The following is a 24634-nucleotide window of genomic DNA, read 5'->3' as shown; positions in this document are numbered from 1 at the left end:
CCGGATTATCCCGCCTTACCGCATCGCCATACCAAACGGTATGGGACGGTCGGCGGCGGACGACCCGCGGCGGTTCGTCACCTGGTTGCGCGGGCTGCGGTTTCGATGACCTTGGTGATCGGGCCGGGGTCGGAGATGAGTCCGAGGTGGCCGGCCGGGATCCGGGTGATGATCGAGTGCGCCCGGGTGGCCATGAAGTTCTGGGCGGTCGGCGTGATGATCAGGTCCTTGGTGCCGAGGACGTACCAGGACTTGATCGAGGCCCAGGCCGGCGGCCCGGAGGTGCCGTTGCCGGCGCTGAGGGTGAGCGGTCGCTGCGACGGGTAGAGCTTCTCGGCCGCGCTGCGGGACAGGCCGGAAGCGAACGACTTCACGAACGTGTCGTGCTTGAGGTACAGATCTACGTCACCCGTCGGCGCCCCGGGGTACGGGACGAAGTCGAACACCGTCGACGGGTCGGGGACGGCGAGCGCGGAGTCCATCCCGGCCAGCGGGAAGATCACGTCGCCATCAGCGGGCGCAAAGGCGTCGACGTACACGAGCGCCTTGACGTTCGCGTTCCCGGTCGCGGCGTTCGTGATGACGGCGCCACCGTACGAGTGACCGACGAGCACGATCGGACCGGACAGCGTCGACAGGAAGTCCCGGATCGTCTCGGCATCGGTCTGGAGGTTGCGGAGTGGGTTGGGTGGGACGCGGACCGTGTAGCCGTCGTCGAGGAGTTTGTTGGTGACCTTCTGCCAACTGGATCCGTCGGCCCACGCGCCGTGGACCAGGACGATGGTGGGTTTGGGGCCGCTCGGATGTGATGCCGCCGCCGGTGTCACGGCGGCAAGCACGAGGGCGAGTACTACGCCCAGGACGGCGAGCACTCGCGTGCGGTGCAGATGCATGGATGAGCCTTTCGTCAAGCGACTGTCGCCGGGAGGGCGCGCGGGAGCGTGACGAAGCCTGTGGTGCCCGGAAGTGCAGGACTAGGACTGGAAGAACTCGAGCAGGTCGGCGTTGACCACGTCGGCGTGCGTCGTGGGCAGACCGTGCGGGAGATCCTTGTACGTCTTCAGGACCCCGTTCTTGAGCAGCGCGGCCGACTTCGGACCGGCGTCGGCGTACGGGACGATCTGGTCGTCCTCGCTGTGGACCACGAGGACCGGGATGGTGATCTGCTGCAGGTCGGTGGTGAAGTCGGTCTGGGAGAACGCGACGATGCCGTCGTAGTGGGCCTTCGCGCCGCCCATCATTCCTTGCCGCCACCAGTTCGCGATGACCGCCTCGGACGGTACCGCGCCGGGCCGGTTGTAGCCGTAGAACGGCCCTTCGGGAAGTGCGCGGTAGAACTGCGAACGGTTCGCGGCGAGCTGGTTCTGCAGGTCGTCGAAGACCTCCTTGGGCAGGCCCTCCGGGTTCGCGTCGGTCTTCACCATCAGCGGCGGGACCGCGCAGAGCAGCGCTGCCTTGGAAGCCCGGTCCTCGCCGTGCCGGGCCAGGTAGTGGGTGACTTCGCCGCCGCCGGTCGAGTGACCGACGTGGATGCAGTCGCGCAGGTCGAGGTGGTCGACGACAGCCTTCAGGTCGTCGGCGTAGTGGTCCATGTCGTGCCCGTCGCCGGTCTGCGTCGACCGGCCGTGCCCGCGGCGGTCGTGTGCGACGACGCGGTAGCCCTTCGAGAGAAAGAACAGCAACTGGTTGTCCCAGTCGTCGGCCGACAACGGCCAGCCGTGACTGAAGACGATCGGCTGCCCCTCGCCCCAGTCCTTGAAGAAGATCTCGGTGCCGTCGCTGGTAGTGATCGTTCCCATCTGTTCGGAACCCCCTCAGCTCGAAAACCCTTGTGTACAAAGGTTGTCCCCCAGCCAGCCCCGGGTCACGATACCCGCGACGACCCGCCCGTGCCACCGTCGCGAGTTACGCTGACCGGCATGCAGCTGAGGGTGCTCGGCGTGCTCGAGGTGTGGGTCGACGGCGAGCGGACAGGTCTCGACGCGGCTCGCCAACGCGGCGTACTGGCACTGCTTGCCGTGCGTCCCGGCGCGCTGGCGCCGCGGGACTGGCTGGTCGACCAGCTCTGGGGCGGTACGCCGCCGCCGAGCGCACGCACCACGTTGCAGTCCTGCGTGTACCGGCTCCGCCGTCAGCTCGAGGGCTCGGCGCTGCGGATCGAGAGCCGACCGGACGGCTATGTGCTGGAGGTGCCGGCCGGGGAGTCCGACCTGTCCGAGTACGAACGGCTGGTCGCGGCCGGCCGGACCGCGCTGGCGGAGGAGCGGGCTCCGGATGCGGTCGCGCGGTTCCGCGAGGCGCTCGCGCTGTGGTCGGGGGAGTTCCTCGCAGACGTCGACCTGCCCGCGGTCCGCGAGCGCGCCGGCGAGCTGGAGGAGGCTCGGCTCGAAGTACTCGAGACCTGCCTGCAAGCTGACGTCGGGCTGGGACGGCACAGCGCCGTCGTACCTGAGCTCCAGACCCTGGTCACGCGGCATCCACTGCGGGAACTGCCATGGCAGCTGCTGATGACGGCACAATCTCGTGCCGGCCGTCGGGCGGAGGCGCTCGACACCTATCAGCGGCTGTGGCGCGTGCTGGACGAGCAACTCGGCGTGCAGCCGTCCGCCGCCGCCCAGGAACTGCAGGCACGGATCCTCAGCTCGGACTCTTCCCAGGCCCAACAGTTGTCGGTGCCACATCAGCTCCCGGCGGGTCTGGCCGGGTTCGTCGGGCGCGGCCGCTCGCTCAAACGGCTCGACGAGTACGTCGACCGGATCGCGAACCGCCCGGCAGCCGGCCTGTGCGTGGTGACCGGACCGGCGGGCATCGGGAAGACGACCCTCGCCGTTCACTGGGCCCGGCAGATCGCCGAACGGTTCCCCGACGGTCAGTTGTACGCCGATCTCCGCGGGTTCGACCTGTCCGGCCGGACGGCTGATCCGGGTACTGCGTTGTTCCTGTTCCTCACCGCCCTCGGTACGCCGCCGGACCGGGTGCCCGCGGACATCGAGGCCCGCACGGCCGCGCTACGCAGTCTGCTCGAGGACAGGCAGGTGCTCCTTGTGCTGGACAACGCCCGGTCCGCCGAGCAGGTCCGGCCGTTGCTGGCCGGCGGGCCTGGCTGCTTGACCCTGATCACGAGCCGCGATCGGCTGGCCGGCCTGGTCGTCGTCGAGCAAGCGGCCGCCGTGACACTGCGGCCGTTCGGTGCGAACGCGGCCAAACTGTTGCTTGAGGCAAGGATTGGCCCGGAGCGGTTCGCCACGGAGCAGGCCGCTCTCGACGAACTGGTGTCCGGATGTGCGGGGCTGCCGCTCGCGCTCGCGCTGGTGGGTGCGCTCGCCGACCTGCACCCGAACTGGTCCTTGGAGAGCCTCGCCGCCGAGCTTCGCCGCAACGCCCTGGACGCGTTGTCAGCCGGTGACCCGGCGACGGAGGCGCGAGCGGTGTTCTCGTGGTCGTACCGAGCGTTGAGTCCGTCCGCTGCGCGACTGTTCCGGTTGCTCGGCGTACATCCCGGTCCGGAGTTCGACACCGCGGAAGCCGCGGCGTTGGCCGGTGTGACCGCTGGACAAGTGCAGCCGCTGCTGGACGAGCTGTGCGGCTCACACCAGCTCACCGAGGCCGCCCCGGGGTGGTACGTGATGCACGACCTGTTGCGTAGCTACGCGGTCGAGCTCGCGGAGCCGGGCGAGGCCCGGGCCGCGCTCGGCCGGTTGCTCGACCTGCTGGTGCGCACCGGTCATGCCGCGGCGCGGATCGTGAGTCCGACCCGCGATCCGGTGAGTCTGTTGCCTCCCGACCCGGCGGTGGACGTCGACCCGCCGGCGACACGTGCCGCCGCCATGGACTGGTTCGCTCCCAGACGCCGCACGCTGGTCGGTCTGACGTACCTGGCCGGCTTCGACGAGCAGGTCTGGCGGTTGGCGTGGGTCTTGTACGACTTCCTGGACCATCGTGGCGACTGGAACGAGCTGATCGCCGTCCACGAGCGAGCACTCGCCGCGGTGACCCGACTCGGTAATGTGACCGAGAAAGCCAGAGCGCATCGTAATCTGGCCCGCATCCACCTCAAGCTGCGTCAGCTGGACGAGGCGCTCGACGAACATCGGCAGGCGCTCGACCTGTCGCGGTCGCTCGGTGACGTGACTGGCGAGGCACATGCGTACATCGGCATCGGCCGGGTGCTGTCAGCCTATGGTCGCAAGGCCGAAGCGATCGTCGCGTCGACGGAGGCACAGCGGCGGTATCTCCAGGTCGGTCACCTACCAGGGCATGCGATGGCGCTGAACAACGAGGGTTGGGACCATGCCGCGCTGGGGGACTACGGGCGTGCCATCCACTGCTGCGGGCAGGCGCTCGCCGAGCTGCGCGAGATCGGCGAGCTCGACGGCGAAGCCGACACCCTCGACAGCCTCGCCTTCGCGTATGCGCGGCTCGGTCGACACGACGACGCGCTCCGCTGCTACCGGCGCGTGATCGAACTGGAGGAGCAGCTCGGCCGGCGTCTGCAGCTCGCCGACGCCTACGACTCGACCGGCGATATCCACAAAGCGATCGGTGAACACGCGACCGCCCATGACTACTGGAGTCGCGCCGCAGGAATCTTCGAGGACCTCGACCACCCGAGTGCTGCCGCGGTTCGCGCCAAGCTCGGCTGAGTCGCGCCATCGTCGCGCCATCGCACCGCCAGCGTCCGTTGCGAGGGTGGATCCCGAAATCGACAACGAACTCGGGAGGAAGAATGAACAGCCTTCGTGGCGCGCTGCTCGGCCTAGCTGTCGGCGCTGCTCTGATCGGGACCTCGGCCGGCTCGGCCTCCGCCAAGCCCGTCGACCGCGAACTGATCACCGGCAACCAGATGGCCGTCGCGGCCGATCCGGTCCAGACGCTGAAGAACAAGGCGACCAACCGGTGTCTCGACGACAGCGGCAAGGGCCTGCGGACGCTCGGATGCAACGGCAAGATCACACAGAAGTGGCAGATCCACGTCTGGCCGGGCGACCAGACGCGTCAGCTCCGAAGCGTCGGCACCGGTGAGTGCCTCGACGACAGCCACCTGGGTTTGCGGACCATCTCGTGCTGGGCCAGTTCGAACCCGAACTCGAAGTTCCAGAGCTGGTACAAGCTGACGTACTCCGATGGCACGATCCGGCTGCAGAACCAGTCCACCAAGCGCTGCCTCGACGACAGCGGCAAGGGCCTGCGCACGCTCGCGTGCTACCCGAACTCCAGCCCGAACCGGAAGTTCCAGAGCTGGTCCTGACCTCGTCCGCAGGTACTGACCTCTTTGGTCGAGAAGAGGTCAGTACCTGGCCGCTTCTGTCCCTAGAGTCGGGGTATGACGACGAACCAGAGCGGTGAGCGGCAAGACATCCTCGACTTCCTGGCCAAGCACCGGGACTTCCTGCGGCGCACCGCGCAGGGCCTGACGGACGAGCAGGCGAACACCCGCAGTACGGTCAGCGCCCTGACGGTCGGTGGGCTGATCAAGCACGTTGCGTCGGTCGAGCAGCACTGGGCCGACTTCGCTCAGGGCAAGGGGGAGAGCGCGGCGACGCCGACGGAGTACACGCCTGAGGTGATTGCGGCCTGGGAGAACCAGTTCCGGCTGGTCGAGGGCGAGACGCTGGCCGGCGTACTCGCGGAGTACGAGAAGATTGCCGCCGCCACCGACGACTTGGTGCGCACGCTGGACCTCGACGCGTCGTACGAACTGCCCGCCGCTCCGTGGCAGCCCCCGGGCGTCTTCTGGTCCGTCCGCCGCGTCTTCCTGCACATCACCGCCGAAACCGCCCAGCACGCCGGCCACGCCGACATCATCCGGGAATCAATCGACGGCCAGAAAACCATGGGCTGAGCGCAGTTCGTCGAAGGCCGCCGGGGGACCTTGGTCGAGACGGTCGCGGATGAGGGCGGCGCACTCAGCGGGGGTGTTGTGTTCCGAGTCGACCTCCACGTCGTACTTGTCATGCTGATGCACGAGCGGGAACTGGACTGCGGCTCGGCCGATGGTCCGGTTCCCGCGCTCGCGTTCGCGGCGTTCCAACTCGGGCAGGGAGCAACGGACGCCGACGAAGAGGACGGGCAGGCCGTCGAAGACCGTCAGGCAGTCCTCGAGCCGCCAGCGTTCGCCGAGGATGTGATCGACGACCACGTCGTTGCCCGCGGCGGCCATCCCCGCGACGGCCCGATGGAAGCCCAGGACCGTGCGCTGGAAGACGGGTAAGAACGTCTCCTCGGTCCAGTCGCGCCGGGCGCGAACGCCATGGAACCGGTCGATCGCCAGATGGAACCACGCGCCGTCCAACGTGGCCAGCAGTTCCTCGGCGATGCTCGACTTCCCGGAGCTCGACGTGCCGTTCAGCAGGATCAAACGCCCTGGGCGGCCGGTGTTGGTCTGCGGAGTCAACTCATGGCTTGCGGCAATCGACACCGCACCATCATCCCTGCCGCAACCTTTGGTGCTGCGGCTGCATCGAGGTTGGTAGGGAGAACTGAACCTCGGAGAGCTGTCCGCCCCCGCTAATTCTGCGTGCCGACCGTGGTGCGAGCAGTGGGGGTGCAACGTCATGCGATTCAGGGGAGCGGCCGGATTGGCCGCGGGGATCGTCGTTCTCGTGCTGGGAGCGGGAACGGCAACAGGGCAAACACGTACGCCGGGAGCTGCGCCGGGGATCCAGATCGTGCCCGGGCCGGAGGATCCGCTCGAGGCGCAGTTCGTGCCGGGGGCAACCAATGTCGTACCGCCGACTGCTCCGCCGGCGACGGATATCGGTGCCAACAACAACAAGGTCCAGTCGCTCGCGGCGCCGTTCTACGCGTGCTCGGGGTTCAGCGGGATCGAGAAGACCAACCCGGTGGCGAACCTGTACGCCGACAAGTTCCAGTGGGGACCGTACGCGGCGTACAAGGTGGGCAATGGTGGCGGCAACATCAACTGGGCGTCGAACCCGTACAAGAACGCCAGCTGGTACATGTGGTTCCACTCACTGCGTTGGCTCGGGCAAGGCATCATCGCGGCCGGCCAGGGCGACCTGACCGCGCTGACGCGGGTCAACACGATCGCCTACGACTGGTACCGCGACAACCCGTACTCGTGGAAGGCGAACGTCGGAGCGTGGGAGTCCACCATGCACCGGACGAACGTGCTCATCTGCCTGCGCCAAGCGATCCTGTCCGGGCTGAAGGTCACCACACTGCCGACCCGCTACGCCTGGCTGGACACGGCGCTGCTGAGTCACGCGAGGTTCCTGACGAACTACTGGAGCGGCGCGTGGAACCACGGGACGGACGAGAGCATCGCACTGTTCGGCGTCGGCTGCACGCTGGGCCGCGCCGACTACCGGAACCTTGCACAGCAACGGTTCGCGGCCGGCATCACGACCTCGATCGATTCCCAGGGTGCGACCAACGAACAGTCGACGGGGTATGCGTCGTTCAACTACTCGCTCTGGGGCCGCGCGATCGCGGTGATGCAGAACTGCGGCGTCGATCCCGGTACGACGATCTCGACGCGGCGCGCGTTGCTGGCGAAGTTCTTGACCTTGGCAACGAATTCGCTCGGCAAACTCCATCAGCTCGGCGACACCGAGGTGCAGTCGACGTACCCCTGGGTGGGTACGCCGTTGGAGTACGCCGGCTCGTTCGGCGCCAAGGGTGCAGTGCCGCCGTGGCGGGTCGGGATCTACTCGGCCGGGTACGTGTTCGGGCGGACCGGGTGGGGTACCGACGCGGCGCGCGGGTTCACGGGTGAGTCGTCGTACAGCATCAGGTTCGGTCCGCCGCGGGCGTTCCACGGGCACTTCGACCACACGAGCATCACGTACACGGCGCGCGGGCGGGACATCATCGTCGACGGCGGGTATGCGGCGTACAACGCCGGCGCTTATCGGACCTGGGTCGTGAGTCCTGGCGCGCACAGTGACATGACGACACCGCTGTCGACGTACCTGAACCCGACGACTCGGCTGACCGCGTCCTCGGTGAAGACGAATGCCGAGGCCTATGTGTTCAGCGATGCACCCGGGAGCGGGATCAGCCGCGTGCGTTCGGTCCTGGTGCTGAAGGACCCGGATCTGCTGGTGACGTGGGATCGTGCGTCGGCGAGGACGGCTCAGGCATTCCAGACGCTGTGGCATCTGCCATCCGATCAGCGGGCGACCGTGTACTCGCGGACCACCGCGATCGCGGCTGCGCCCGGCGACACGACGAAGACGATCCTGTTCCAGATCCCGTTCAAGCAGGCGCTGCCGGCCGGCGCGATCCTGGTCAAGCAGGCCCAGACCAACCCGATCCAAGGCTGGGTGTATCCGAGCAGCTTCGTCCGCAAGTCTGCTCCGACGCTGATGATGGCCCGCTCTGGAACGACGGCGTCGATCCTGTCGTTCGTCGTCCCGGTCCGCTCCACCGGCTCGGTGACTTACAGCGTCCGCCAGTCCGGTACGACGTTCATCGTCAACCTCAACGTCGGCGGTAAGGCCACCAGCATCGCGATCTCCGGCGGCGGATCCCTCTACCGCGCCGGCTGATGCGTGAGGGGCGCCTCGCGGGAGGCACCCCTCAGGTCAGCCCTCGAGCAAGGTGCTCACGAGCCGGTCGGGCATCGAGGCGAATGCCGAGTGGCTGGACGGCAGGGTGTGTACGACGAACTTGTTGTGCGGAGTCGCCGCGTCAGCCTCCAGGATCATCCGGTCCTGCAACGCCGGCGGGACGGTGTGGTCCTCGGTCGTCCGGACGTAGACGCGTGGAACCTTGCCCCAGCGGTCGACGGTGCCCCGCGCGTCCTCGACCCCGACCCGGACCGGGAGATCCGGGTCGAACGCGACGGCGTACTTCACGTACTCCTCGGTGGTCACGTCGTTGTACAACGCCAGCCGGCCGTGTTCGACGTACTCCGGATCGCCGTTGCGCGGATTGATCCGCACCGCGCCGGTGGCAACCGGATCGGCGACGACGAGTGCGCCCGAGATACCCGGCTTGTTCTCCGGGAGTTGGCTGTAGTCGTTGGCCGATGCGAGGCGGACCGGCACGTATGCGCTCAGGTACACCAGCCGCTCGAGCAGGTCGGGAACGGCCTCGGCGACCCGGGTGATCGTGAGGCCACCCATGCTGTGACCGACCAGCGTCACCTTGCCGTGCGCGGCCATCTTCTCCACCTGAGCGACGACGGCGTTCGTGTAGTCCGCGAGGCCGATGCTCGCGATCGGCGATGGCTCGGTCGCGAACGCAGCGAAGTCGTTGCGGAGATAGGACTGCGGGTATTCGGCGTTGCGCCCGCTGCCCGGAAGGTCGATCGCGAACGCGCGGTGGCCCATCGCCACCAACCGCCCGACGATGTCGTTCCAGTGTGTCGAGGAGTGCCATGCGCCGTGGACGAAGAGGAAGTTCATGATCAGTACTCCCATCCGGCGTACTGGCTCTTCAGCTGCTCGAAGAGCAGCACCATGCGGTCCAGGCACCAGGCCTTCGCACACTGCACGATCACCAGACCTGCGACGACCGCGACCAGTCCGACGTGATCCAGTACGACGAGTCCGTACGTCCAGAACGCCATACCGACGAGCTGGAACGTGTAGGTGATGTTGGGCACCTGCGACCGGAACTGCTCGGGGATCTCCACGGAGTTCCGTTCGGCCCAGATGCGTTCGCCGAAGACCGCCTTGGACGCCCAGTACCGGGTCGATCGCGGCGTCGGGAACAGGACCGGGTTGACGACCATGAAGACCAGCGACAGGGCGATCGGGATCAGTGACCACCAGCCGATCCAGTCCCGGCTCCAGATCGAGATCGTCAGCAGCGGCAGGACGCTGAACCGGGTCCAGACGCTGGCCGGATTCGCGTGGCGCATCCAATTGTCGCCTTCGAGGCCGAACAAGTGCGCGAGCTTGGTCTCACGCGTTGTAGTGGTGCTCATTGTGTACCTCCAGGGTTTGAGCGATTCCGATGGCAGAGTGCGCCGGCGCGCTGCCGTCGTACTCGCGCCCTGGAGTCCCGCGCTGCCATGGCGCTGCCATGTCCGGCATTGACGACGGCAGTGGGTCCGTAGCAGCGTGAAATGTCGTGAGGGTGAAGCTGCTCGGCCCGATCGAGGTCGAGGACGCTGACGGGAACGCCGTTGCGGTCGCCGGGGCCAAGCAGCGCGCGGTACTGGTCATGCTGGCGCTGAACGCGGCCCGCCCGGTGCCGGTCGAGACGCTGGTCGAAGCGGTCTGGGGTTCCGGCGCGACCGCGAACACGCTCCAGCACCAGGTGTCACGTCTCCGCAAGACTCTCGGCCGTACGGAGATCACCAGCCAGGGACCGACGTACCTGCTGGACATCTCGCCGGAGGACGTGGACGCCGTCCGGTTCGAGCGGCTCGCAGCCGAAGGCCGGGCCAAGCTGCGGTCGGGTGACGTCCACGCCGCGGTCACCGTGCTTCGCCGGGCCGAGCAGCTCTGGCGTGGTCCGGCTCTGGAGGAGTTCGATGCGGACTGGGCGCGCGCCGACGCGGTCCGGCTCGACCAGTTGCGGCTGGGCGTGCTGGAGGACCGGATCGACGCCGATCTGCGGCTCGGTCAGCACCGGGAGGTCGTTGGCGAGTTGGAGTCCGCCGTACGCGAGCATCCGTACCGGGAGACCCTGTGGGGGCACCTGGTGCTGGCTCTCTACCGGTGTGGTCGGCAGGCGGATGCACTGGCGGCGTACCAGCAGGCCAGATCGCTGCTGGCGGCAGAGCTGGGGATCGAGCCGGGGCCTGAGCTGCGTGACCTGGAGGCGGCGGTACTGCGGCATGACCCGGTGCTGACGTGGTCGCCTCCCGGTGGCTCGCCAGCTCTGACCGACCACAGTGGTCTTCCGACTCCGCTGACGAGCTTCGTGGGACGTGAGGCCGAGCTGACGCAGGTACTGCGGGCCGTCGGCGAGCACCGCCTCGTCACACTGACCGGTGCGGCTGGTGCAGGCAAGACGCGGCTCGCGATCGAGGCTGCCTCCGCGCTCCGGGTCGACTTCGCGGACGGCGTGTGGATGGTTGAGCTGGAGCCGCTCGCCGAGGCAAGCGCCGTACCGCAGGCCGTTGCGTCCGCGTTGGCGGGTGGTGCCGCCGGGCGGCTGTCGGCCAGTGCGGACGACGGACCCGCTTCGGCCGGTGCCGGTCTGCTTGAGTACCTGCGACCCCGCCAACTGCTGCTGGTCCTGGACAACTGCGAGCACCTACTGCCGGGCATCACCGAGTGGGCCCAACAGGTGTTGTCCGTGTGCCCGCGGCTTCAGGTGTTGGCGACCAGCCGCGAACCGCTCGGCATCGTGGGGGAGATCCACTCGCTCGTCCCACCGCTGACGGTTCCGGAGGCGAACGTCGACGACCTTGCCACGCTGGCCGCGACGGAGTCCGTCCGGCTGTTCGAGGAGCGGGCCCAGCGTGTGGGTCGCTTCGAGCTCACTGCCGACAACGCAACCACAGTGGCTGACCTGTGCCGCCGCCTCGACGGGCTCCCACTCGCTATCGAGCTCGCGGCAGCCAGGACGAAGGCGCTGCCGGTGGAATACATCGCCACGCAGCTCAGTGACCGCTTCGCACTGCTGGTGACACCGGGCCGGGCAGCGTCGGGGCGACATCAGTCGCTCCGCGCAACGATCAACTGGAGCTACAACCTGCTGGACGAGCAGGAGCGGACCTTGTTCGACCTGCTCTCGGTCTTCGAGGGCGGCTGCTCGATCGAAGCCGCGATGGCGCTAGCCCGCGTCGGCGGCATCGATCCGGGCAGTGCACTGGATCTGCTCAGCCTGCTCGTCGACAAGTCACTGGTGACTCCGGTGTCGGCCGGGCGCTATGACCTGCTGGAAACGCTTCGGGAGTACGGGCATGAGCGACTGCAGGCGAGTGGTCTGCTTGGGGAGGCCGAACGAGCGCATCGCCAGTACTTCGTTGCGCTGGCCGAGGACGCCGAGTCCGGACTGAGGTCGAAGGACTACCTTCAGTGGCAGCTGCGGGTGGAGTCGGAGTACGGCAACCTCCGGGCGGCGCAGCTTGGCGCTACCTCGAGCGAGGACTCTCTGCGGATCGCCTGCGCGTTGTGGTGGTTCTGGTCGAGCAGCGATCGCCATGCTGTTGGCCGCTCCTGGGTCGATGCTGTGCTTGCGTCGGGTGGCCAGGTGCGGCCCTTGCTGCGTGGGCGTGCCTTGACCGTCATTTGCTATCTGGCCGGCCAGCAGCTCGATCTGGAGGCTGCGGTCGCTGCTGGCGAGCAGGCCGTCGTACTCGTGGCGGATGACCCGTGGACGACTGCTTGGTCGAAGCAAGCGCTCGGACTGGCGCTGGAAGTTGCGGGAGACCACCAGCGTGCCGCCGAGCTTCTCGCCGAGGCGAGGGTTGTGCTGGCTGCGGCCGGCTCGGACTGGTACGTCGCTGGGAACGATCTCATCACCTGTCTCCGAGCACTCCGCTCGGGCGACGTGGACGAGCTCGACAGGGCGAGTCACGAAGTACTCCGCCGGTCTACTGCGATCGGCTATGAGCCCTTCCGCTGCTGGGCCTACCTCTTGTGCAGCAGAGTCGCTGAGCTCCGGGGCGACCTCTCAACCGCGCGTGCAGAGGCTGAGCACGCAGTCGTGGCGGCCCGACGTACTCAACTCAACCACTACGTCTCCTTCGCCCTGGTCCAGCTGGGCCGCACTACCGACCACACCACCGCCGAGGGCGCCTTCCGCGAGGCCATAGTGACCGCCGACTCAGCCGGCGCCGGCTGGTTCGCCACCCACGCCCGCACCAACCTGGCCGGCTTATTGAACGCCAAGGGCGACCGCCTGCAGGCCGCCGCCCTCCTAGACGAGACGGCCGGCACCAAGACGACCAACCGCCACTACTTCTACTTGGCCCTCGCAGCAGAACCCGTCCGCCCGTAGCTATTCGCCACTTAGTGGGCTGGAGCTGGTGCGCGAGGCGTGGACGCCGCCGTTGAAGAGGACCGGGGCCTTGCCGTACGAGACGATCGCGGTCGCCGTACCGTTCGCCTTGCTCATGCCGTACTGGTACCCGGAGTCGGTGTTGTGATCGATCCCGAGCAGAACTGAGGCGCCGTTCGTGCCGCAGTGCTCGACGAGCAGGAACTCGAACGACGACTAGCCGCTCGGCCGAATCATCTTCACGACGGGCTTCGCGGTTGCCGTGACGGGAATGTGGATCGTGTACAGCGCGCCGGCGGTGGTCGTCATCAGCAACGTGTCGTACGTCTGCGTCTCGCTGAGCACAGCCATTGTCTTGAAGCTCTTGAACCCGCCGAACGACCCGAACGACCTGTAGCCGGTGCCGTTCGCCGCATACCGGTAGAGATTCCCGTTGCTGTTCAGTCCGTACAGGAACGCGTGCGTGGGCTTGGCGGGAGCACCGTAGTTGGACGTGGCGATCGCCTTGAAGCTCGTCCACCCACTCCCGAGCTTGGTCGCCGTCACCCGGTGCGTGCCGCTGACCGGAGTGGTGGTCGAGTGCCGGTACAGGTTCCCACCCTGCAGAAGCAGGCCATAGGAGTACTGCACGCCGCTGCGGCTGAACGTCATGTACCAGGTCGACATCGCCCGAACGGAAACGAAGTTCGCCAGAAACGACCGATCCGTCACCACCGGCGGCTTCCGAGCCGTTACCTCGGCATCCGTCGCAACGTTCGCAGAATCCGTCCACACCACCCGATTGCTACACGGGATCCCGGACCTCCCCACAGCCACAGCCTCGCCAGGCACAACCCCCACACCCAACAACCCAGCCCCCACCCTCATTGCCACTTCCTGCAAACGACCGATGCGAACTCGGGTGCTGCCACCGACGTCCACAAGGCAGGGCGAGTCGACAGCGGGACGGAGTACCGAATGACGAGAACCGCCACCCGATACCTCTACCTCGTCAGGCATGCCGAGGCGTTGCCGGATGAGAGCGGGTTGACCGAGAGCGGCAAACGTCAGGCGGTGCTGCTCGGCCGGCGGCTGCACGACGTCCCCTTCTCGAGCGTCCACCACGGTCCGCTTCCCCGGGCAGCCCAAACGGCGTACCTGACCAAGAAGCAGCTCCGAACGGAAGTCCCGCTGGAGGTGTCGGAGGACGCGGGCGACTACGTCCCTCACGTGCCGGTCAGGGACGAGCTACCAGCCGAGTCGGCCGACTACCTGCTCAGCTTCCTCAACCAGTTCACGACCGAGGAGCTCGAGCGCGGACCCGAGCTGGCCCGCCTGGCCCTTGAGCGCTTCACCGGACCAGTGCGGGGCGAGAACGAGCAGCACCAGCTGGTAGTCACTCACAACTTCTTGGTCGGCTGGCTCGTACGACATGCCATGGACGCACCGAGTTGGCGGTGGCTCAGTCTGAACCACTGCAACGCCGCGCTCACCGTACTTCGATACACGCCCGGCCGCCCGTCTTCCGTCCTCATCTACAACGACATGCGCCATCTGCCTGCGCAACTCCGCTGGACTGGCTTCCCGACCGCACTGAACTAGGGTCTGGGCGTGATGGAGGAGCAGATGAATGCTGGCGGCAAGCTGGTGAGGGATCGGATTCCGGAGATCATCCGGGCGAGTGGTGCTGAGCCGATCAGCTATCGGGCCGAGGGTGCGGAGTACCGGAGTCGGCTGCGGGACAAGCTGCTGGAGGAGGTTGACGAGTTTCTTGCTGCCGACGGGGAGGCCGCCGTCGAGGAGCTTGCGGACGTTCTTGAGGTTGTGTACGCCTTGGCGGCTGACCTGGGAACCTCCAAGGAAGCCCTCGAAACAACTCGCGCCACCAAGGCCGGTGAGCGCGGGACCTTCAGCAACCGAGTGATCTGGACCGGTGTCCGCTAGCTGACATGTGACGGACGCGACCGTGCTTAGTCCTATGCGGTTAGGGTAGCCTTTCCTGTGTGATCGTCTGCCACTGTGAGGTCGTCAGTGACCGGGACGTCCGTCAGAGCATCGACGACGGCGCCCGGACGCTTGCGCAGGTGTGCGGGGCGACCGGGGCGGGGCGGAATTGCGGCAGTTGTGTCTTCTCCGTGAAGCGATTGTTGTGCCAGCATGGGAGGTCTGTCTCGGCACCGTTGCTCACGGAGGTGGCAAGTGCAACCGGTTGACCCACGCGTCGTGGTGCTGCTCAACGAGGCGCTGACGCTCGAACTGACGGTCATCAACGGGTACTTCCTGGAAGCCAGGATGCTCGACAACTGGGGCTTCGGCCGGCTGGGCAAGGCGTTCTACGACCTGTCCATCGACGAGATGAAGGATGCCGACGCGCTGATCAGCCGCATCCTGTTGTTCGACGGCCACCCCAACCTCCAGAAGCTCGGACCGATCGCCGTCGGCGAGGACGCCCAGGAGATGCTCCGCCTCGGTCTCGACGGCGAGCTCGCCGCAGTCGCCCAGTTCAACGCCGCCGCGAAGGAGTGCCACGACCTCGGCGACCACGGCTCCGCGGCAGTCTTCGAGGAAATGGTCCGCGACGAAGAGAACCACGTCGACTGGTTCGAAAGCCAGCTCGACGCCATCGAACGCATCGGCCTCCAGCAATACCTGGCCCAGCAACTCACCTCCAAGTAGCGCCCGGCTACTCGCCGTACAGCCAGGCGTTGGTGCGGGAGGCGTAGACCGTGCCGGTGAAGGTGACGGGGATCTTGCCGTACGACGTGATCGCGGTGGCCGTGCCTTTCGCCTTGCTGAACGCGTACTGGTAGCCGGAGTCGGTGTTGTGGTCGATGCCGACCACGACGGACCCGTCGTTGTTGCCGCAGTGCTCGATCAGCAGCGACTCGAACGAGGACCAGCCGGACTTGCGGATCAGCTTGACGACCGGCTTCGTCTTGGCGGCGGTCGGGATGTGGATCGTGTAGAGCGCCCCCGCGGTGGTCGTCATCAGCAGCGTGTCGTACGTCGGCTGCTGGCTGATCATCGCCATCGCCTTGAAGCTCTTGAACCCGGCGAACGAGCCGTACGCTCGGTAGCCGGTGCCGCTCGCCGCATACCGGTAGAGGCTGCCGTTGGTGTTGAGTCCGTAGAGGAACGCGTGCGTGACACTCCCCGGGTCGTTGTAGTTCGACGTGGCGATCGACTTGAAGCTCGTCCATCCGCCCCCGAGCTTGGTCGCGGTCACCCGGGCCCGGCTGTCCGAAGGGGTGATGGTCGAGTGGCGGTACAGGTTTCCGCCCTGCAACAGCAGACCGTAGGAGTACTGCTCGCCCTGACGGGTGATCGACATGTACCAGGTCGTCATCGCCCGGACCGGCACGAACTGCGCAAGTTGGTAGGTGCCAGTCAAGGGTCGGGGCGGCTTCGCGGCCATGACGTCAGCCTCCTGCACAGCGTTCGCGCTGTCGGTCCAGACGAACCGGTTGATGCACGTCAGCGCATCGGTGGCCACCCGGCCGCCCGCGTTCGCCTGTCCCGGCAACGCAGCCGCCACCAGCGCTCCAGCACCCGCCAGCACCAGCCCAAGACGTCGTACGCTCATTCGTCCATCCCCTCCAAGATCGTCATCCCCGACCGCAGACGATAGCGGCGCCGACAGATGAAACCCTCATCAATTGCCACTACCTGCAACAGAAAGGCCGGTACTAGCGGGCGTAGGTGGTGAGGAAGCGATCGCGGAAGGTGTCCATCGGCCAGGCCGGTGTGGTGGCGGCCGGTCGCAGTCCGGTCTGCCAGCCCCAGTTCGCTGCACGGTCCGTCACGGCTGGGTCAGCGGCGATGATGCTCACCGGTACGTCGTGGCTCGCTCCGTTGCCTGACACGATGCTGGCCGGCTGGTGGTCGCCGAGGACGACGAGCACCAGGTTGGGGTCGTGAACCTCCTGTACGAACGAGGTCAGCGCGTCGAGCGAGTAGGCGATGGACTGTGCGTATGCGGCCTTCACCTGTTCCGGCTGCCGCCATACGTCCTCCGGCGAGTCGCCCTCGGCCGGCATCGGGTCGAAGACTGAGCCGTCGCCCACCTGGCTCCAGTCGACCATCCGGGGGAGCGGCGCCCAGGGCGTGTGGCTGGAGACCAGGTCGACCTCAGCCATGACGGGAGCGCGGTTCGGCTTGTCCAGCTCCAGCCGCTGGAGCGCGGCCAGGGTGTACTGGTCAGGCATCGAGGCATAGCTGAAGGACGGACCGGCGTACCCCACGTTCCGGCGGTCGTAGACCATGTCGTAGTGGTAGTACGTCTTCGCCACCGACCAGGCCTCGTTGTTGGACGGTACGTCGGCGACCGTCCGCCAGCCGGCCCGGCCGAACGCGTCGGTGAGGGTGACCCGGTCGAGCGTGACCAGGTGGTCGTACCGCTGCTGGTTGTTCACCCACAGCCCGGACTGCAGCGTGGAGTGCGCCAGCCAGCTGATACCGCCGAAGGTCGGCGAGGTGAGGAAGCCGCTGCGCGAGGAGAAGCCGGCCTGCTGCAGCCGCCGATCCCCGGCCTCGAGCGCCGACCCGACTACCGGAGAGTCGAGCGCCGTGCGTCCGTAGCTCTCGACGAAGACCAGGAGCACGTCCTTGCCTTTCAGGCCGGTCAGCAGTTCGTTGCCCGGGGTGTCGCGGAAGGGATCCTGCTTGAGCGCCTGCACGAATTCCCGCTGGTCGCGGAGGTCGTCACGGACCTGCATCGCGAGCCGGGCTGCGGCGGTCGAGACGGGCTGTCGTACGGGCTCCGGCCAAGCGCCGGTCAGCGCCGGCACGATCGAGATCACGGCCAGGACGGCCACGACCTGGATCGTCGGCCGCCGATGTCTGGCCACGAGCCGGGTCACCCGCACTGCCGACAGCGGCAGCAGGGCGAGCAGCGCCACGAGGAGGAGTCCGGCTCCGATGAAGACTGCGAGGGCGCCGACGTGGCCGATCGAGTCGCTCAGCAGGCCCAGCGCGGAGCCGACGTACGCCGCGTCGTACACGGGGTGGAAGGCGCGGTCGAAGGCGAAGTAGAAGCCTCTGTCGAGCAGCCGCACAATCAGCAGCACCCCGACGACGAGACCGCCGATCAGTGCGAGGATCCGCGCGAGTCTCGACGGCAGTACGCAGACGAGGAGGACGAACACCAGGCCCTCGAGCGGGATCCGGAGGAAGGCGGCCGGCGACAGGTTGCCGGTGTGGTCCGGCATGAGGAGCGCAGCCCAGAGCAGGAGCACCGCGAGCGCCGACGTCACGGCGGCCCGAGTGCCGGCCGGGCTTCCGGCCTGGCGCCACAGCCCCCAGATCTGACGGCCGAACGACTCGGCCAGCAGCGCGAGGGCGATCAGCAGCACCACCGTGGTCACGGCATCGGGCAGGAAACCGGCCGCCGCGGCGGTCAGGGTGATGCCCTGGATCACGGCGACAACCTTGGCCCAGTAGCGAGGCGGGAGCGAACCGCGCAGCCACGGCAACGCCCAGCTTGCGGCGACGAACGCATAGCGGGCCGCACCGATCGCCAGCACCCACCAACCCGCCGTACGGCCGACGTACACGCTCAGGACCATGATCAGGAACGCGTCGACCTCCATGTCGAAACGCGCGCCGAACGCCGAAACTGTGCCGGTACGCCGAGCGACCTTGCCGTCGACCCCGTCGAGGATCAGTCCGATCGTCGAGAGCGTCACGAGGATCGCCACCTGCGCCTGGCCGCCGAACGAGTCCGCGGTGAGCGCCGCGACCCCGCAGGCGAGGACCCCGCGAGTCAGTGTCACTCTGTCCGCGGGTCCGAGTCCGTCACGACGGTGATGCGCCATCGCGCGGGCGAGCAGCACGGCAAGGCCGGCTCCGCAGGCGACGCCGGTCACCCAGCCGGCGACGTCGAGGCCGACGACCGCTGCGAGCACACCGAGGAGCACGAGCAGACAAGCGAAGCCGACGAGCGGGCCGGTCAGGATGCGGCTGGGCACTCGACCCTGAACCTGGCGCACACTGCCTCCGTATCTACGGGTACGAGAGTCATACGAGAACAGCGTCGCACCGGTTCACCCGGGCGGGAGGAGGCTGCGGTGCCGATCGAAGCACGCGCGTTCTGGATCGGCGAACCCGGCGCGCGCTACGAGCGGTCGTCGTGAGGCGGGTACACGTCCTGATCCCGGACGGGATCGACGACCCGCGGCGGCCGAGCGGTGGCAATGTCTACGACCGCCGGGTCTGTGACGGTCTCATGGCACTCGGCTGGTCGGTCCACGAGCACGCCGTGGCCGGCCAGTGGGTCCACCCTGACGCGGCGGCCCGCTCGGCCGCGGGCGCGGCGCTGGCCCGGGTCCCGAACGGTGGACTGGTGCTGGTCGATGGCTTGCTGGCGTCCGTGGTCCCGGAGGTGCTGGAGCCGGAGGCCGACCGCCTGCGGCTCGTCGTACTCCTGCACATGCCGCGGGACGAGGCGCGCGAGGCCGCCGCGCTGTCGGCGGCATCCGCCATCGTGGCCACGAGCGACTGGACTCGGCGGTGGCTGCTCGACCACTACGCGCTGCCCGAGGATCGCATGTACGTCGTACGGCCGGGTGTCGACAAGGCCGACCTGGCATCGGGCTCGGTGTCCGGTGGGCGGTTGCTCTGTGTCGGAGCGATCACCCCGGCCAAAGGCCCCGACCTCCTGCTCGAGGCGCTGACCACGGTGGACGATACGGCCTGGCGATGCGTCTTCGTCGGTTCATTGGACGTTGATACAGAGTACGTCGACCGAATGCGCCGGCAGGCCAAGGACCGGCGCCTCGCCGACCGGGTGTCCTTCACCGGCCCGCTCACGGGCGCCGAACTCGAGCGTGCCTACGCAGAGGCGGACGCCTTAGTGCTGGCCTCCCAGTTCGAGACCTACGGCATGGTCGTCACCGAGGCCCTCGCCCGCGGGCTGCCGGTTGTGGCTACGGAGGTCGGCGGCGTACCGGAGGCTCTCGGCCATGCCCCCGACGGCAGCCGACCGGGCCTGCTGGTCGCGCCGGGCGACCCACACGCTCTCGCGCAAGCGCTGCGTCGATGGCTGGGTGACCCTGTGGAGCGCGGCCGGCTGCGCGTGGCGGCAAGATCGCGGCGACTGACACTGTCCGACTGGGCGCAGACTTCCCGCGAGCTGTCGGCCGTGCTGTCGACCGCACTGTCTGGGGGCGCTGGCTGAACCAGCGGCGGGTGACAGCCGTGTTATTGGTACGAGCCCAACTAAGAGATCGGAACTGCCATCAGCCGAAGCCTCTGGACCTGGGCCCGCGTGACGGGCGGTGCCGCGATCCTCGCCGTTCTCGTGTGGCGGGTCGGCACGGGCCCGTTGGTGGACGGGCTCCGACTGACGACCGGTTGGCCGATCGTCGCGGCGCTCGCAATCACCTCGCTGACCACGTTGTGCTGTGCCTGGCGGTGGCGCCTCGTCGCCGGCGGACTTGGCGTCGAGATGCCGCTGAGGACGGCGGTGGCGGCGTACTACCGGTCCCAGTTCCTCAACGCCACGCTGCCCGGCGGGGTGGTGGGCGACGTACACCGCGCCGTACGCCACGGGCGCGAGGTCGGCGACCTGGGCCGTAGCCTGCGAGCCGTCGCGTGGGAGCGGGCGTCAGGATTTGCGGTGCAGCTCGTCCTGACGGCGGCCGTGCTGTTCCTGCTGTCCTGGCCCGCCGCATCCTTCGCCCCCTCGGCCGCCGTTCCCTCGGCCGCCGTGGCGGTTGTGGTCCTCGCAGGTTTGGGGCTGCTCGCCGCAGTCCTGTACCTGAACGGACGCCGACTCTCCTCCCGGATCGGACGCGCCTTCACCAGCGATCTCCGCGACGCCGTTCTCGCGCCGCGAGCCTGGCCGGGCATCCTGCTCGCCTCCACCGTCGCCGTGCTCGGCCACGCGTCCGTGTTCCTGATCGCAGTCCGAGCGACCGGAGCCGACGTGTCGCCGGCTCGGCTGTTGCCTCTGGCACTGGTCGTGCTGACAGCTTCGGCACTGCCGACGAACATCGCCGGCTGGGGCCCACGCGAGGGCGCAGCCGCCTGGGCGTTCAGCTCGGTCGGACTAGGCGCCGCGCTGGGCGTCACCGTCGCGGTCGTCTACGGCATGCTCGCCCTGGTCGCAACACTGCCCGGCGCCGTCGTCCTGGTGGCCGCCCGCCGCCGCGCCCAGGACACTGCGCCCGGCCCGACCGATGCTCAGGAACAAGTCGAGCGCAAATACGCCTGATGCCCCTGAACTCGGCAGAGTCCAAGGGCATCACGGTCGATCTGTCAGACCTCAGCCGGGAACTTGGTCCCGGTGTTGCTGTGGCAGCGGTAGCCGTTCGGGTTCTTGAACAGGTACTGCTGGTGGTAGCCCTCGGCGTAGTAGAAGGTGGTGGCGGGGGCGATTTCGGTGGTGATGTCGCCGTAGCCGAGGGGCTTGATGACGGGGGCGTACAGGTCGCGGGTGCGTTCGGCCTCGGCGCGCTGGGCGTCGGTGGTGTAGTAGATGGCCGAGCGGTACTGCGAACCGAGGTCATTGCCCTGGCGCATGCCCTGTGTCGGGTCGTGGGTCTCCCAGAAGACCTTCAGCAGATCCGTGAAGGTGGTCTTGGTGGGGTCGTAGACGACACGGATGGCCTCGGTCTGGCCGGTGCGTCCGGTGCAGACCTCTTCGTACGTCGGGTTCGGGGTGTAACCGCCCGCATAGCCGACGGCCGTCGTGTACACGCCGGGCTGCTGCCAGAAGATCTCCTCGGTACCCCAGAAGCATCCGGTGCCGAACCAGACCTCCTCGAACCCCTCGGGCGCGGCGGCGGTCTGCGGCGTGTGCAGGACGATGTTCTCGTCCGGTACGGCGAACCCGGGGGTCTCCCGCCCGGGCAGGGCGGCCGACGGCTCGACCATGGCGGTGTTGCGGGTGAAGAACGACATTCTCACGCCTCTCGCAGAGTGACTCTCATACGCTCTTAACGCCAGCTGTAAGGCGAACCTTCCCCGCACCCCTTACGGCGCGATGACGTGCCGGATCCCCACGCCATCACAATCTGGCGATCGCCCCGGGGCCCCGCGGGCGGCGGCGTGTGCGGCGCGATTGTGATGGCCTGGGGATCCGCTGTCACGCGATCATCGCGGCCGAGCGCCGGGCGCGGGGCATACCGCTGGTGAGCGCGCCGTACGACGCGGCAAGGCGGCGTACTCCGTCACGGAGTGCGTCCGCGGGGAGCGTGTACGGCAAGCGGATGAACGACTCCAGGCCGCCGTCCGGGGAGAACCGCGCACCGGCGACCAGCAGTACGCCGTTCCGCTCGGCCAGTCCGACCAGGCTCGAGCCGACGGGCTCCGGCAGCTCGCACCACAACGACAGGCCGCCGCCCGGCAGCCGGAATCGCCACGACGGCAGCTCTTCGGACACGGCCTGGGCGAGGGCGTCGCGCTGGCGGGCGACCGTCAGCCGGCGGTCCGGCAACAACGACTCCCGCTGCCGAAGTAGTTGCGCTGTAACTAGTTGCTCAAGCACAGGTGCCCCAAGATCGAGCGACGCGCGCGCGTCGAGCACCTGGGCGACCAGCGCTTCTGGCACCCGCATCCAGCCGATCCGCAGGCCGCCCCAGAACAGCTTGCTCGCCGAGCCGACCGTGATCACACCTTCCGGGTTGTACGACGCGAACGGCGGCGGCATATCCTGTCCGTCGAGCGACAACCCGTACAGCGTCTCGTCGACGATGACCGTCGTCCGGCTGCGCGCGAACGCGGCCGCCAACTGCTTGCGGTCCGCCGCCGGCATCAACCACCCGGTCGGGTTCTGGAAATCCACGACCATCCAGGCGGCCCGCGGCGCGGTCTGCCTGATGGTTGCCTCCAGCAACGGCAGGTCCCAGCCGTCCGGACCCATCGGGGTCGCGACGATGCGGCATCCGCTGTGCCGGATCGCGTCGACGGAGTTGGGATGCGTGGGGCTCTCGGTCAGCACCCGGTCGCCGATCTGCGTCATCGCACGGATCGCGATCGACGTCGCGGCCAGGGCGCCGGCAGTGATGATGATCTGGTCGGGGGAAGTCGGCAGCCCGCGTTCGGCGTACACGGCCGCGACCTCCGCGCGCAGCTCCGGCAAGCCCTGTGGGTGATAGCCGGGGGTGGCGAGCTGCGCCGGCAGGTCGTCCATGGCTGATGCGACCGCCGCGCTGATCCCCGGGATGGCGGCGGGGGCGGCCGCGGTGAAGTCGTAGTGCCCGTCGGTCTCGAATGTCGGCGCGTGGTGCCGGCTGAGGGAGGGCTGGACCCGGCCCGGGAGAGCGGTGACACTGCCCGAACCGCGGCGGCTGATCACGTACCCGCGGTCGCGCAACTCCCGGTACGCCGACGCGACCGTCGTCCTGCTCACGCCGAGGCTCTCGGTCAGCTCCCGCTCGCTCGGCAGCCGCGAACCGGGCGTGATCCGGCCGTCCGCGATCAGCAACCGCAGCCGCTCGGCCAGCAGCCAGTACGCCGGGCCGGTGCCGTCGGCCCACCCGCCGAGCAGGCCGACAAGGGTGCTTGCCGGAAGATATTGCCCCTTCATGCAGTCCACTATGACGTAATTGGCTATCGAATACCAGGCCACTTACTGCCGACACTGGAGGATGTGACCGCCACTCCCGATGCCCCGCCGCGCCAGCTCGCGCCTATCAACCCGATCCAGCAGCTGAAAGCGGGCCACCTGCCGCGACGCCTCGTCCAGCTGTACGTCGGGCTGACGCTGTACGGCGCCTCGATGGGCCTCATGATCCAGGGCAACCTCGGCCTGGACCCGTGGGACGTCTTCCACTCCGGCATTACGAAGCATTTCCCGTTCAGCTTCGGCACCGTGGTGATCGCGGTCAGCTTCGTCGTACTGGTGGCCTGGATTCCGCTGCGGCAGTGGCCCGGTCTCGGCACGATCAGCAACGCCATCGTGATCGGCCTGGTCACCGACCTCACCCTGGCCACGGTCGACCGGCCGGACGCGCTTTGGCTCCGGATCGTCTTCATGCTGGCCGGTGTCGTCGTCAACGCGCTCGCGGGTGCGCTCTACATCGGCGCGCAGTTCGGCCCCGGTCCGCGCGACGGGCTGATGACCGGGCTCGTACGTCGTACCGGCCTGAGCGTCCGGCTCGTCCGTACGTCGATCGAGCTCACCGTCCTCGCGACCGGCGTCCTCCTCGGCGGATCGATCGGTGTCGGAACCGTCGTGTACGCGCTCGCGATCGGCCCGCTCGTCCACTTCCTGCTACCGATCTTCACCGTCCGCCTGAAATCCTGAGGTGTGAGCACTTATCGGTTCTCGGCGCCGCTGTGGCAGTACCCGGGCGAAGGCAGTTGGTACTTCGTCGCCGTTCCGGAGGAGATCAGCGACGACATCGCGGATCTGACCGCGGGCCGGCGCAGGGGGTTCGGCTCGGTGCGGGTCAGCGTGACGGTCGGCGCAAGCACCTGGCAGACATCGCTATTCCCAAGCAAGTCCGGCAGCTACCTACTCCCGGTGAAGAAGCCCGTGCGGCTCGCCGAGCACCTGACCGAAGGCACCCCGGTCGAGGCACAACTAGACCTCGTCGACTTCTAGAACCGAGTACGACGACCCCCCCGGGGCCGGCGGATCACGACGAGCGCCGCCGCGCGACTGGCGGAGTACGACGAACTCCCGGGGCCGGCGGGTTACCACGAGCGTCGCCGCGCGACAGACGGAGTACGACGAGCGTCGCCGCGCGACAGACGGAGTACGACGAACGCCCGCGGCGGGCGGGTTGAGACGAGCACTGCCGCGCGACCCGGCGAAGTACGACGAACTCCCGGGCCGGCG

At 68.0% G+C, this 24634-nt stretch carries 23 protein-coding genes; 13 read left to right on the top strand and 10 right to left on the bottom strand.

Annotation, left to right across the window (positions count from 1 at the left end; translation table 11 throughout):
* Positions 1-77: 77 nt before the first annotated feature.
* The gene (locus ACQPYH_RS36335; RefSeq protein ID WP_432880963.1) at positions 78-893 is read right to left on the bottom strand and encodes an alpha/beta fold hydrolase; all 816 of its coding nucleotides are present in this window, start codon (positions 891-893) and stop codon (positions 78-80) included.
* An 81-nt stretch (positions 894-974) separates the two neighbouring features.
* On the bottom strand, positions 975-1799 hold the full coding sequence (locus tag ACQPYH_RS36330; protein WP_432880961.1) for an alpha/beta fold hydrolase: 825 nt from the start codon (positions 1797-1799) through the stop codon (positions 975-977).
* Positions 1800-1919: 120 nt separating this feature from the next.
* On the opposite strand from ACQPYH_RS36330, the gene ACQPYH_RS36325 reads away from it, so the two are divergent.
* The 3 genes from ACQPYH_RS36325 (at position 1920) to ACQPYH_RS36315 (ending at position 5842) form a co-directional block, all read left to right on the top strand.
* Entirely contained in the window at positions 1920-4643 is a 2724-nt protein-coding gene (locus ACQPYH_RS36325) for a BTAD domain-containing putative transcriptional regulator (RefSeq protein WP_432880958.1), read from the top strand.
* A gap of 83 nt (positions 4644-4726) precedes the next feature.
* Complete coding sequence (locus tag ACQPYH_RS36320) at positions 4727-5248, top strand: RICIN domain-containing protein (RefSeq protein WP_432880955.1); 522 nt, start codon at positions 4727-4729, stop codon at positions 5246-5248.
* A 75-nt stretch (positions 5249-5323) separates the two neighbouring features.
* Positions 5324-5842: a DinB family protein gene (locus ACQPYH_RS36315; protein ID WP_432880952.1), complete on the top strand. Its 519-nt coding sequence runs from the start codon at positions 5324-5326 to the stop codon at positions 5840-5842.
* Here the strand turns inward: ACQPYH_RS36315 and ACQPYH_RS36310 are convergent.
* Positions 5813-6418 (bottom strand): chloramphenicol phosphotransferase CPT family protein, encoded by a 606-nt coding sequence (locus tag ACQPYH_RS36310; protein WP_432880950.1) that lies wholly within the window; start codon positions 6416-6418, stop codon positions 5813-5815. The genes ACQPYH_RS36315 and ACQPYH_RS36310 overlap by 30 nt on opposite strands.
* Positions 6419-6554: 136 nt before the next feature.
* On the opposite strand from ACQPYH_RS36310, the gene ACQPYH_RS36305 reads away from it, so the two are divergent.
* Entirely contained in the window at positions 6555-8513 is a 1959-nt protein-coding gene (locus ACQPYH_RS36305) for a heparinase II/III domain-containing protein (RefSeq protein WP_432880947.1), read from the top strand.
* Between the two features lie 36 nt (positions 8514-8549).
* On the opposite strand, the gene ACQPYH_RS36300 is transcribed toward ACQPYH_RS36305, so the two are convergent.
* Both ACQPYH_RS36300 and ACQPYH_RS36295 read right to left on the bottom strand, forming a co-directional pair.
* On the bottom strand, positions 8550-9374 hold the full coding sequence (locus tag ACQPYH_RS36300) for an alpha/beta fold hydrolase (protein WP_432880944.1): 825 nt from the start codon (positions 9372-9374) through the stop codon (positions 8550-8552).
* 2 nt (positions 9375-9376) lie between these two features.
* Positions 9377-9898, bottom strand: coding sequence for a DUF6653 family protein (locus ACQPYH_RS36295; RefSeq protein WP_432880942.1), 522 nt, complete (start codon positions 9896-9898; stop codon positions 9377-9379).
* Between the two features lie 146 nt (positions 9899-10044).
* Here ACQPYH_RS36295 and ACQPYH_RS36290 point away from each other — a divergent pair, with 146 nt between their 5' ends.
* Positions 10045-12870 (top strand): BTAD domain-containing putative transcriptional regulator, encoded by a 2826-nt coding sequence (locus ACQPYH_RS36290; RefSeq protein WP_432880940.1) that lies wholly within the window; start codon positions 10045-10047, stop codon positions 12868-12870.
* Positions 12871-13086: 216 nt separating this feature from the next.
* Here the strand turns inward: ACQPYH_RS36290 and ACQPYH_RS36285 are convergent, their stop codons facing one another.
* Entirely contained in the window at positions 13087-13536 is a 450-nt protein-coding gene (locus ACQPYH_RS36285; RefSeq protein ID WP_432880937.1) for a hypothetical protein, read from the bottom strand.
* Between the two features lie 291 nt (positions 13537-13827).
* Here ACQPYH_RS36285 and ACQPYH_RS36280 point away from each other — a divergent pair, with 291 nt between their 5' ends.
* Genes ACQPYH_RS36280 through bfr form a run of 4 tightly spaced genes read left to right on the top strand, consistent with a single transcriptional unit; the run spans position 13828 to position 15525 of the window.
* Positions 13828-14451 (top strand): histidine phosphatase family protein, encoded by a 624-nt coding sequence (locus ACQPYH_RS36280; protein ID WP_432880934.1) that lies wholly within the window; start codon positions 13828-13830, stop codon positions 14449-14451.
* A 12-nt stretch (positions 14452-14463) separates the two neighbouring features.
* Positions 14464-14793: a nucleoside triphosphate pyrophosphohydrolase gene (locus tag ACQPYH_RS36275; protein ID WP_432894567.1), complete on the top strand. Its 330-nt coding sequence runs from the start codon at positions 14464-14466 to the stop codon at positions 14791-14793.
* A gap of 59 nt (positions 14794-14852) precedes the next feature.
* Positions 14853-15062, top strand: coding sequence for a (2Fe-2S)-binding protein (locus ACQPYH_RS36270; RefSeq protein WP_432880931.1), 210 nt, complete (start codon positions 14853-14855; stop codon positions 15060-15062).
* Positions 15049-15525: a bacterioferritin gene (gene bfr, locus ACQPYH_RS36265; protein ID WP_432880929.1), complete on the top strand. Its 477-nt coding sequence runs from the start codon at positions 15049-15051 to the stop codon at positions 15523-15525. Before ACQPYH_RS36270 ends, bfr begins: the two co-directional genes overlap by 14 nt.
* 7 nt (positions 15526-15532) lie before the next feature.
* Here bfr and ACQPYH_RS36260 read toward each other — a convergent pair whose 3' ends face one another.
* Positions 15533-16432, bottom strand: a complete 900-nt coding sequence (locus tag ACQPYH_RS36260) for a hypothetical protein (RefSeq protein ID WP_432880927.1) — start codon at positions 16430-16432, stop codon at positions 15533-15535.
* Positions 16433-16535: 103 nt separating this feature from the next.
* On the bottom strand, positions 16536-18815 hold the full coding sequence (locus ACQPYH_RS36255; RefSeq protein WP_432880924.1) for a CDP-alcohol phosphatidyltransferase family protein: 2280 nt from the start codon (positions 18813-18815) through the stop codon (positions 16536-16538).
* Positions 18816-18976: 161 nt separating this feature from the next.
* On the opposite strand from ACQPYH_RS36255, the gene ACQPYH_RS36250 reads away from it, so the two are divergent.
* Together ACQPYH_RS36250 and ACQPYH_RS36245 are read left to right on the top strand one after the other, a co-directional pair.
* Positions 18977-20023 (top strand): glycosyltransferase family 4 protein, encoded by a 1047-nt coding sequence (locus tag ACQPYH_RS36250; RefSeq protein WP_432880921.1) that lies wholly within the window; start codon positions 18977-18979, stop codon positions 20021-20023.
* 90 nt (positions 20024-20113) lie between these two features.
* Complete coding sequence (locus ACQPYH_RS36245; RefSeq protein WP_432880918.1) at positions 20114-21061, top strand: lysylphosphatidylglycerol synthase transmembrane domain-containing protein; 948 nt, start codon at positions 20114-20116, stop codon at positions 21059-21061.
* Between the two features lie 44 nt (positions 21062-21105).
* Here the strand turns inward: ACQPYH_RS36245 and msrA are convergent, their stop codons facing one another.
* Positions 21106-21750 (bottom strand): peptide-methionine (S)-S-oxide reductase MsrA, encoded by a 645-nt coding sequence (msrA, locus tag ACQPYH_RS36240; RefSeq protein ID WP_432880915.1) that lies wholly within the window; start codon positions 21748-21750, stop codon positions 21106-21108.
* Positions 21751-21934: 184 nt separating this feature from the next.
* Positions 21935-23377 (bottom strand): PLP-dependent aminotransferase family protein, encoded by a 1443-nt coding sequence (locus tag ACQPYH_RS36235; protein WP_432880913.1) that lies wholly within the window; start codon positions 23375-23377, stop codon positions 21935-21937.
* 63 nt (positions 23378-23440) lie between these two features.
* Here ACQPYH_RS36235 and ACQPYH_RS36230 point away from each other — a divergent pair, with 63 nt between their 5' ends.
* Positions 23441-24097, top strand: coding sequence for a YczE/YyaS/YitT family protein (locus ACQPYH_RS36230; RefSeq protein ID WP_432880910.1), 657 nt, complete (start codon positions 23441-23443; stop codon positions 24095-24097).
* A 3-nt stretch (positions 24098-24100) separates the two neighbouring features.
* Positions 24101-24397, top strand: coding sequence for a DUF1905 domain-containing protein (locus ACQPYH_RS36225; protein ID WP_432880908.1), 297 nt, complete (start codon positions 24101-24103; stop codon positions 24395-24397).
* Positions 24398-24634: the final 237 nt, after the last annotated feature.

Origin of the sequence: Kribbella sp. CA-245084, from assembly GCF_050942355.1 — a bacterium.
Taxonomy (GTDB): Bacteria; Actinomycetota; Actinomycetes; order Propionibacteriales; family Kribbellaceae; genus Kribbella.
This window is presented reverse-complemented; position numbering and strand designations above follow the sequence as displayed.

Bases quoted from the DNA above. Each gene is read 5' to 3' on its own strand.
- ACQPYH_RS36335 (WP_432880963.1), bottom strand. From the start codon at position 893: ATGCATCTGCACCGCACGCGAGTGCTCGCCGTCCTGGGCGTAGTACTC.
- ACQPYH_RS36330 (WP_432880961.1), bottom strand. From the start codon at position 1,799: ATGGGAACGATCACTACCAGCGACGGCACCGAGATCTTCTTCAAGGAC.
- ACQPYH_RS36325 (WP_432880958.1), top strand. From the start codon at position 1,920: ATGCAGCTGAGGGTGCTCGGCGTGCTCGAGGTGTGGGTCGACGGCGAG.
- ACQPYH_RS36320 (WP_432880955.1), top strand. From the start codon at position 4,727: ATGAACAGCCTTCGTGGCGCGCTGCTCGGCCTAGCTGTCGGCGCTGCT.
- ACQPYH_RS36315 (WP_432880952.1), top strand. From the start codon at position 5,324: ATGACGACGAACCAGAGCGGTGAGCGGCAAGACATCCTCGACTTCCTG.
- ACQPYH_RS36305 (WP_432880947.1), top strand. From the start codon at position 6,555: ATGCGATTCAGGGGAGCGGCCGGATTGGCCGCGGGGATCGTCGTTCTC.
- ACQPYH_RS36300 (WP_432880944.1), bottom strand. From the start codon at position 9,374: ATGAACTTCCTCTTCGTCCACGGCGCATGGCACTCCTCGACACACTGG.
- ACQPYH_RS36295 (WP_432880942.1), bottom strand. From the start codon at position 9,898: ATGAGCACCACTACAACGCGTGAGACCAAGCTCGCGCACTTGTTCGGC.
- ACQPYH_RS36285 (WP_432880937.1), bottom strand. From the start codon at position 13,536: ATGTCGACCTGGTACATGACGTTCAGCCGCAGCGGCGTGCAGTACTCC.
- ACQPYH_RS36280 (WP_432880934.1), top strand. From the start codon at position 13,828: ATGACGAGAACCGCCACCCGATACCTCTACCTCGTCAGGCATGCCGAG.
- ACQPYH_RS36275 (WP_432894567.1), top strand. From the start codon at position 14,464: ATGGAGGAGCAGATGAATGCTGGCGGCAAGCTGGTGAGGGATCGGATT.
- ACQPYH_RS36260 (WP_432880927.1), bottom strand. From the start codon at position 16,432: ATGAGCGTACGACGTCTTGGGCTGGTGCTGGCGGGTGCTGGAGCGCTG.
- msrA (WP_432880915.1), bottom strand. From the start codon at position 21,750: ATGTCGTTCTTCACCCGCAACACCGCCATGGTCGAGCCGTCGGCCGCC.
- ACQPYH_RS36235 (WP_432880913.1), bottom strand. From the start codon at position 23,377: ATGAAGGGGCAATATCTTCCGGCAAGCACCCTTGTCGGCCTGCTCGGC.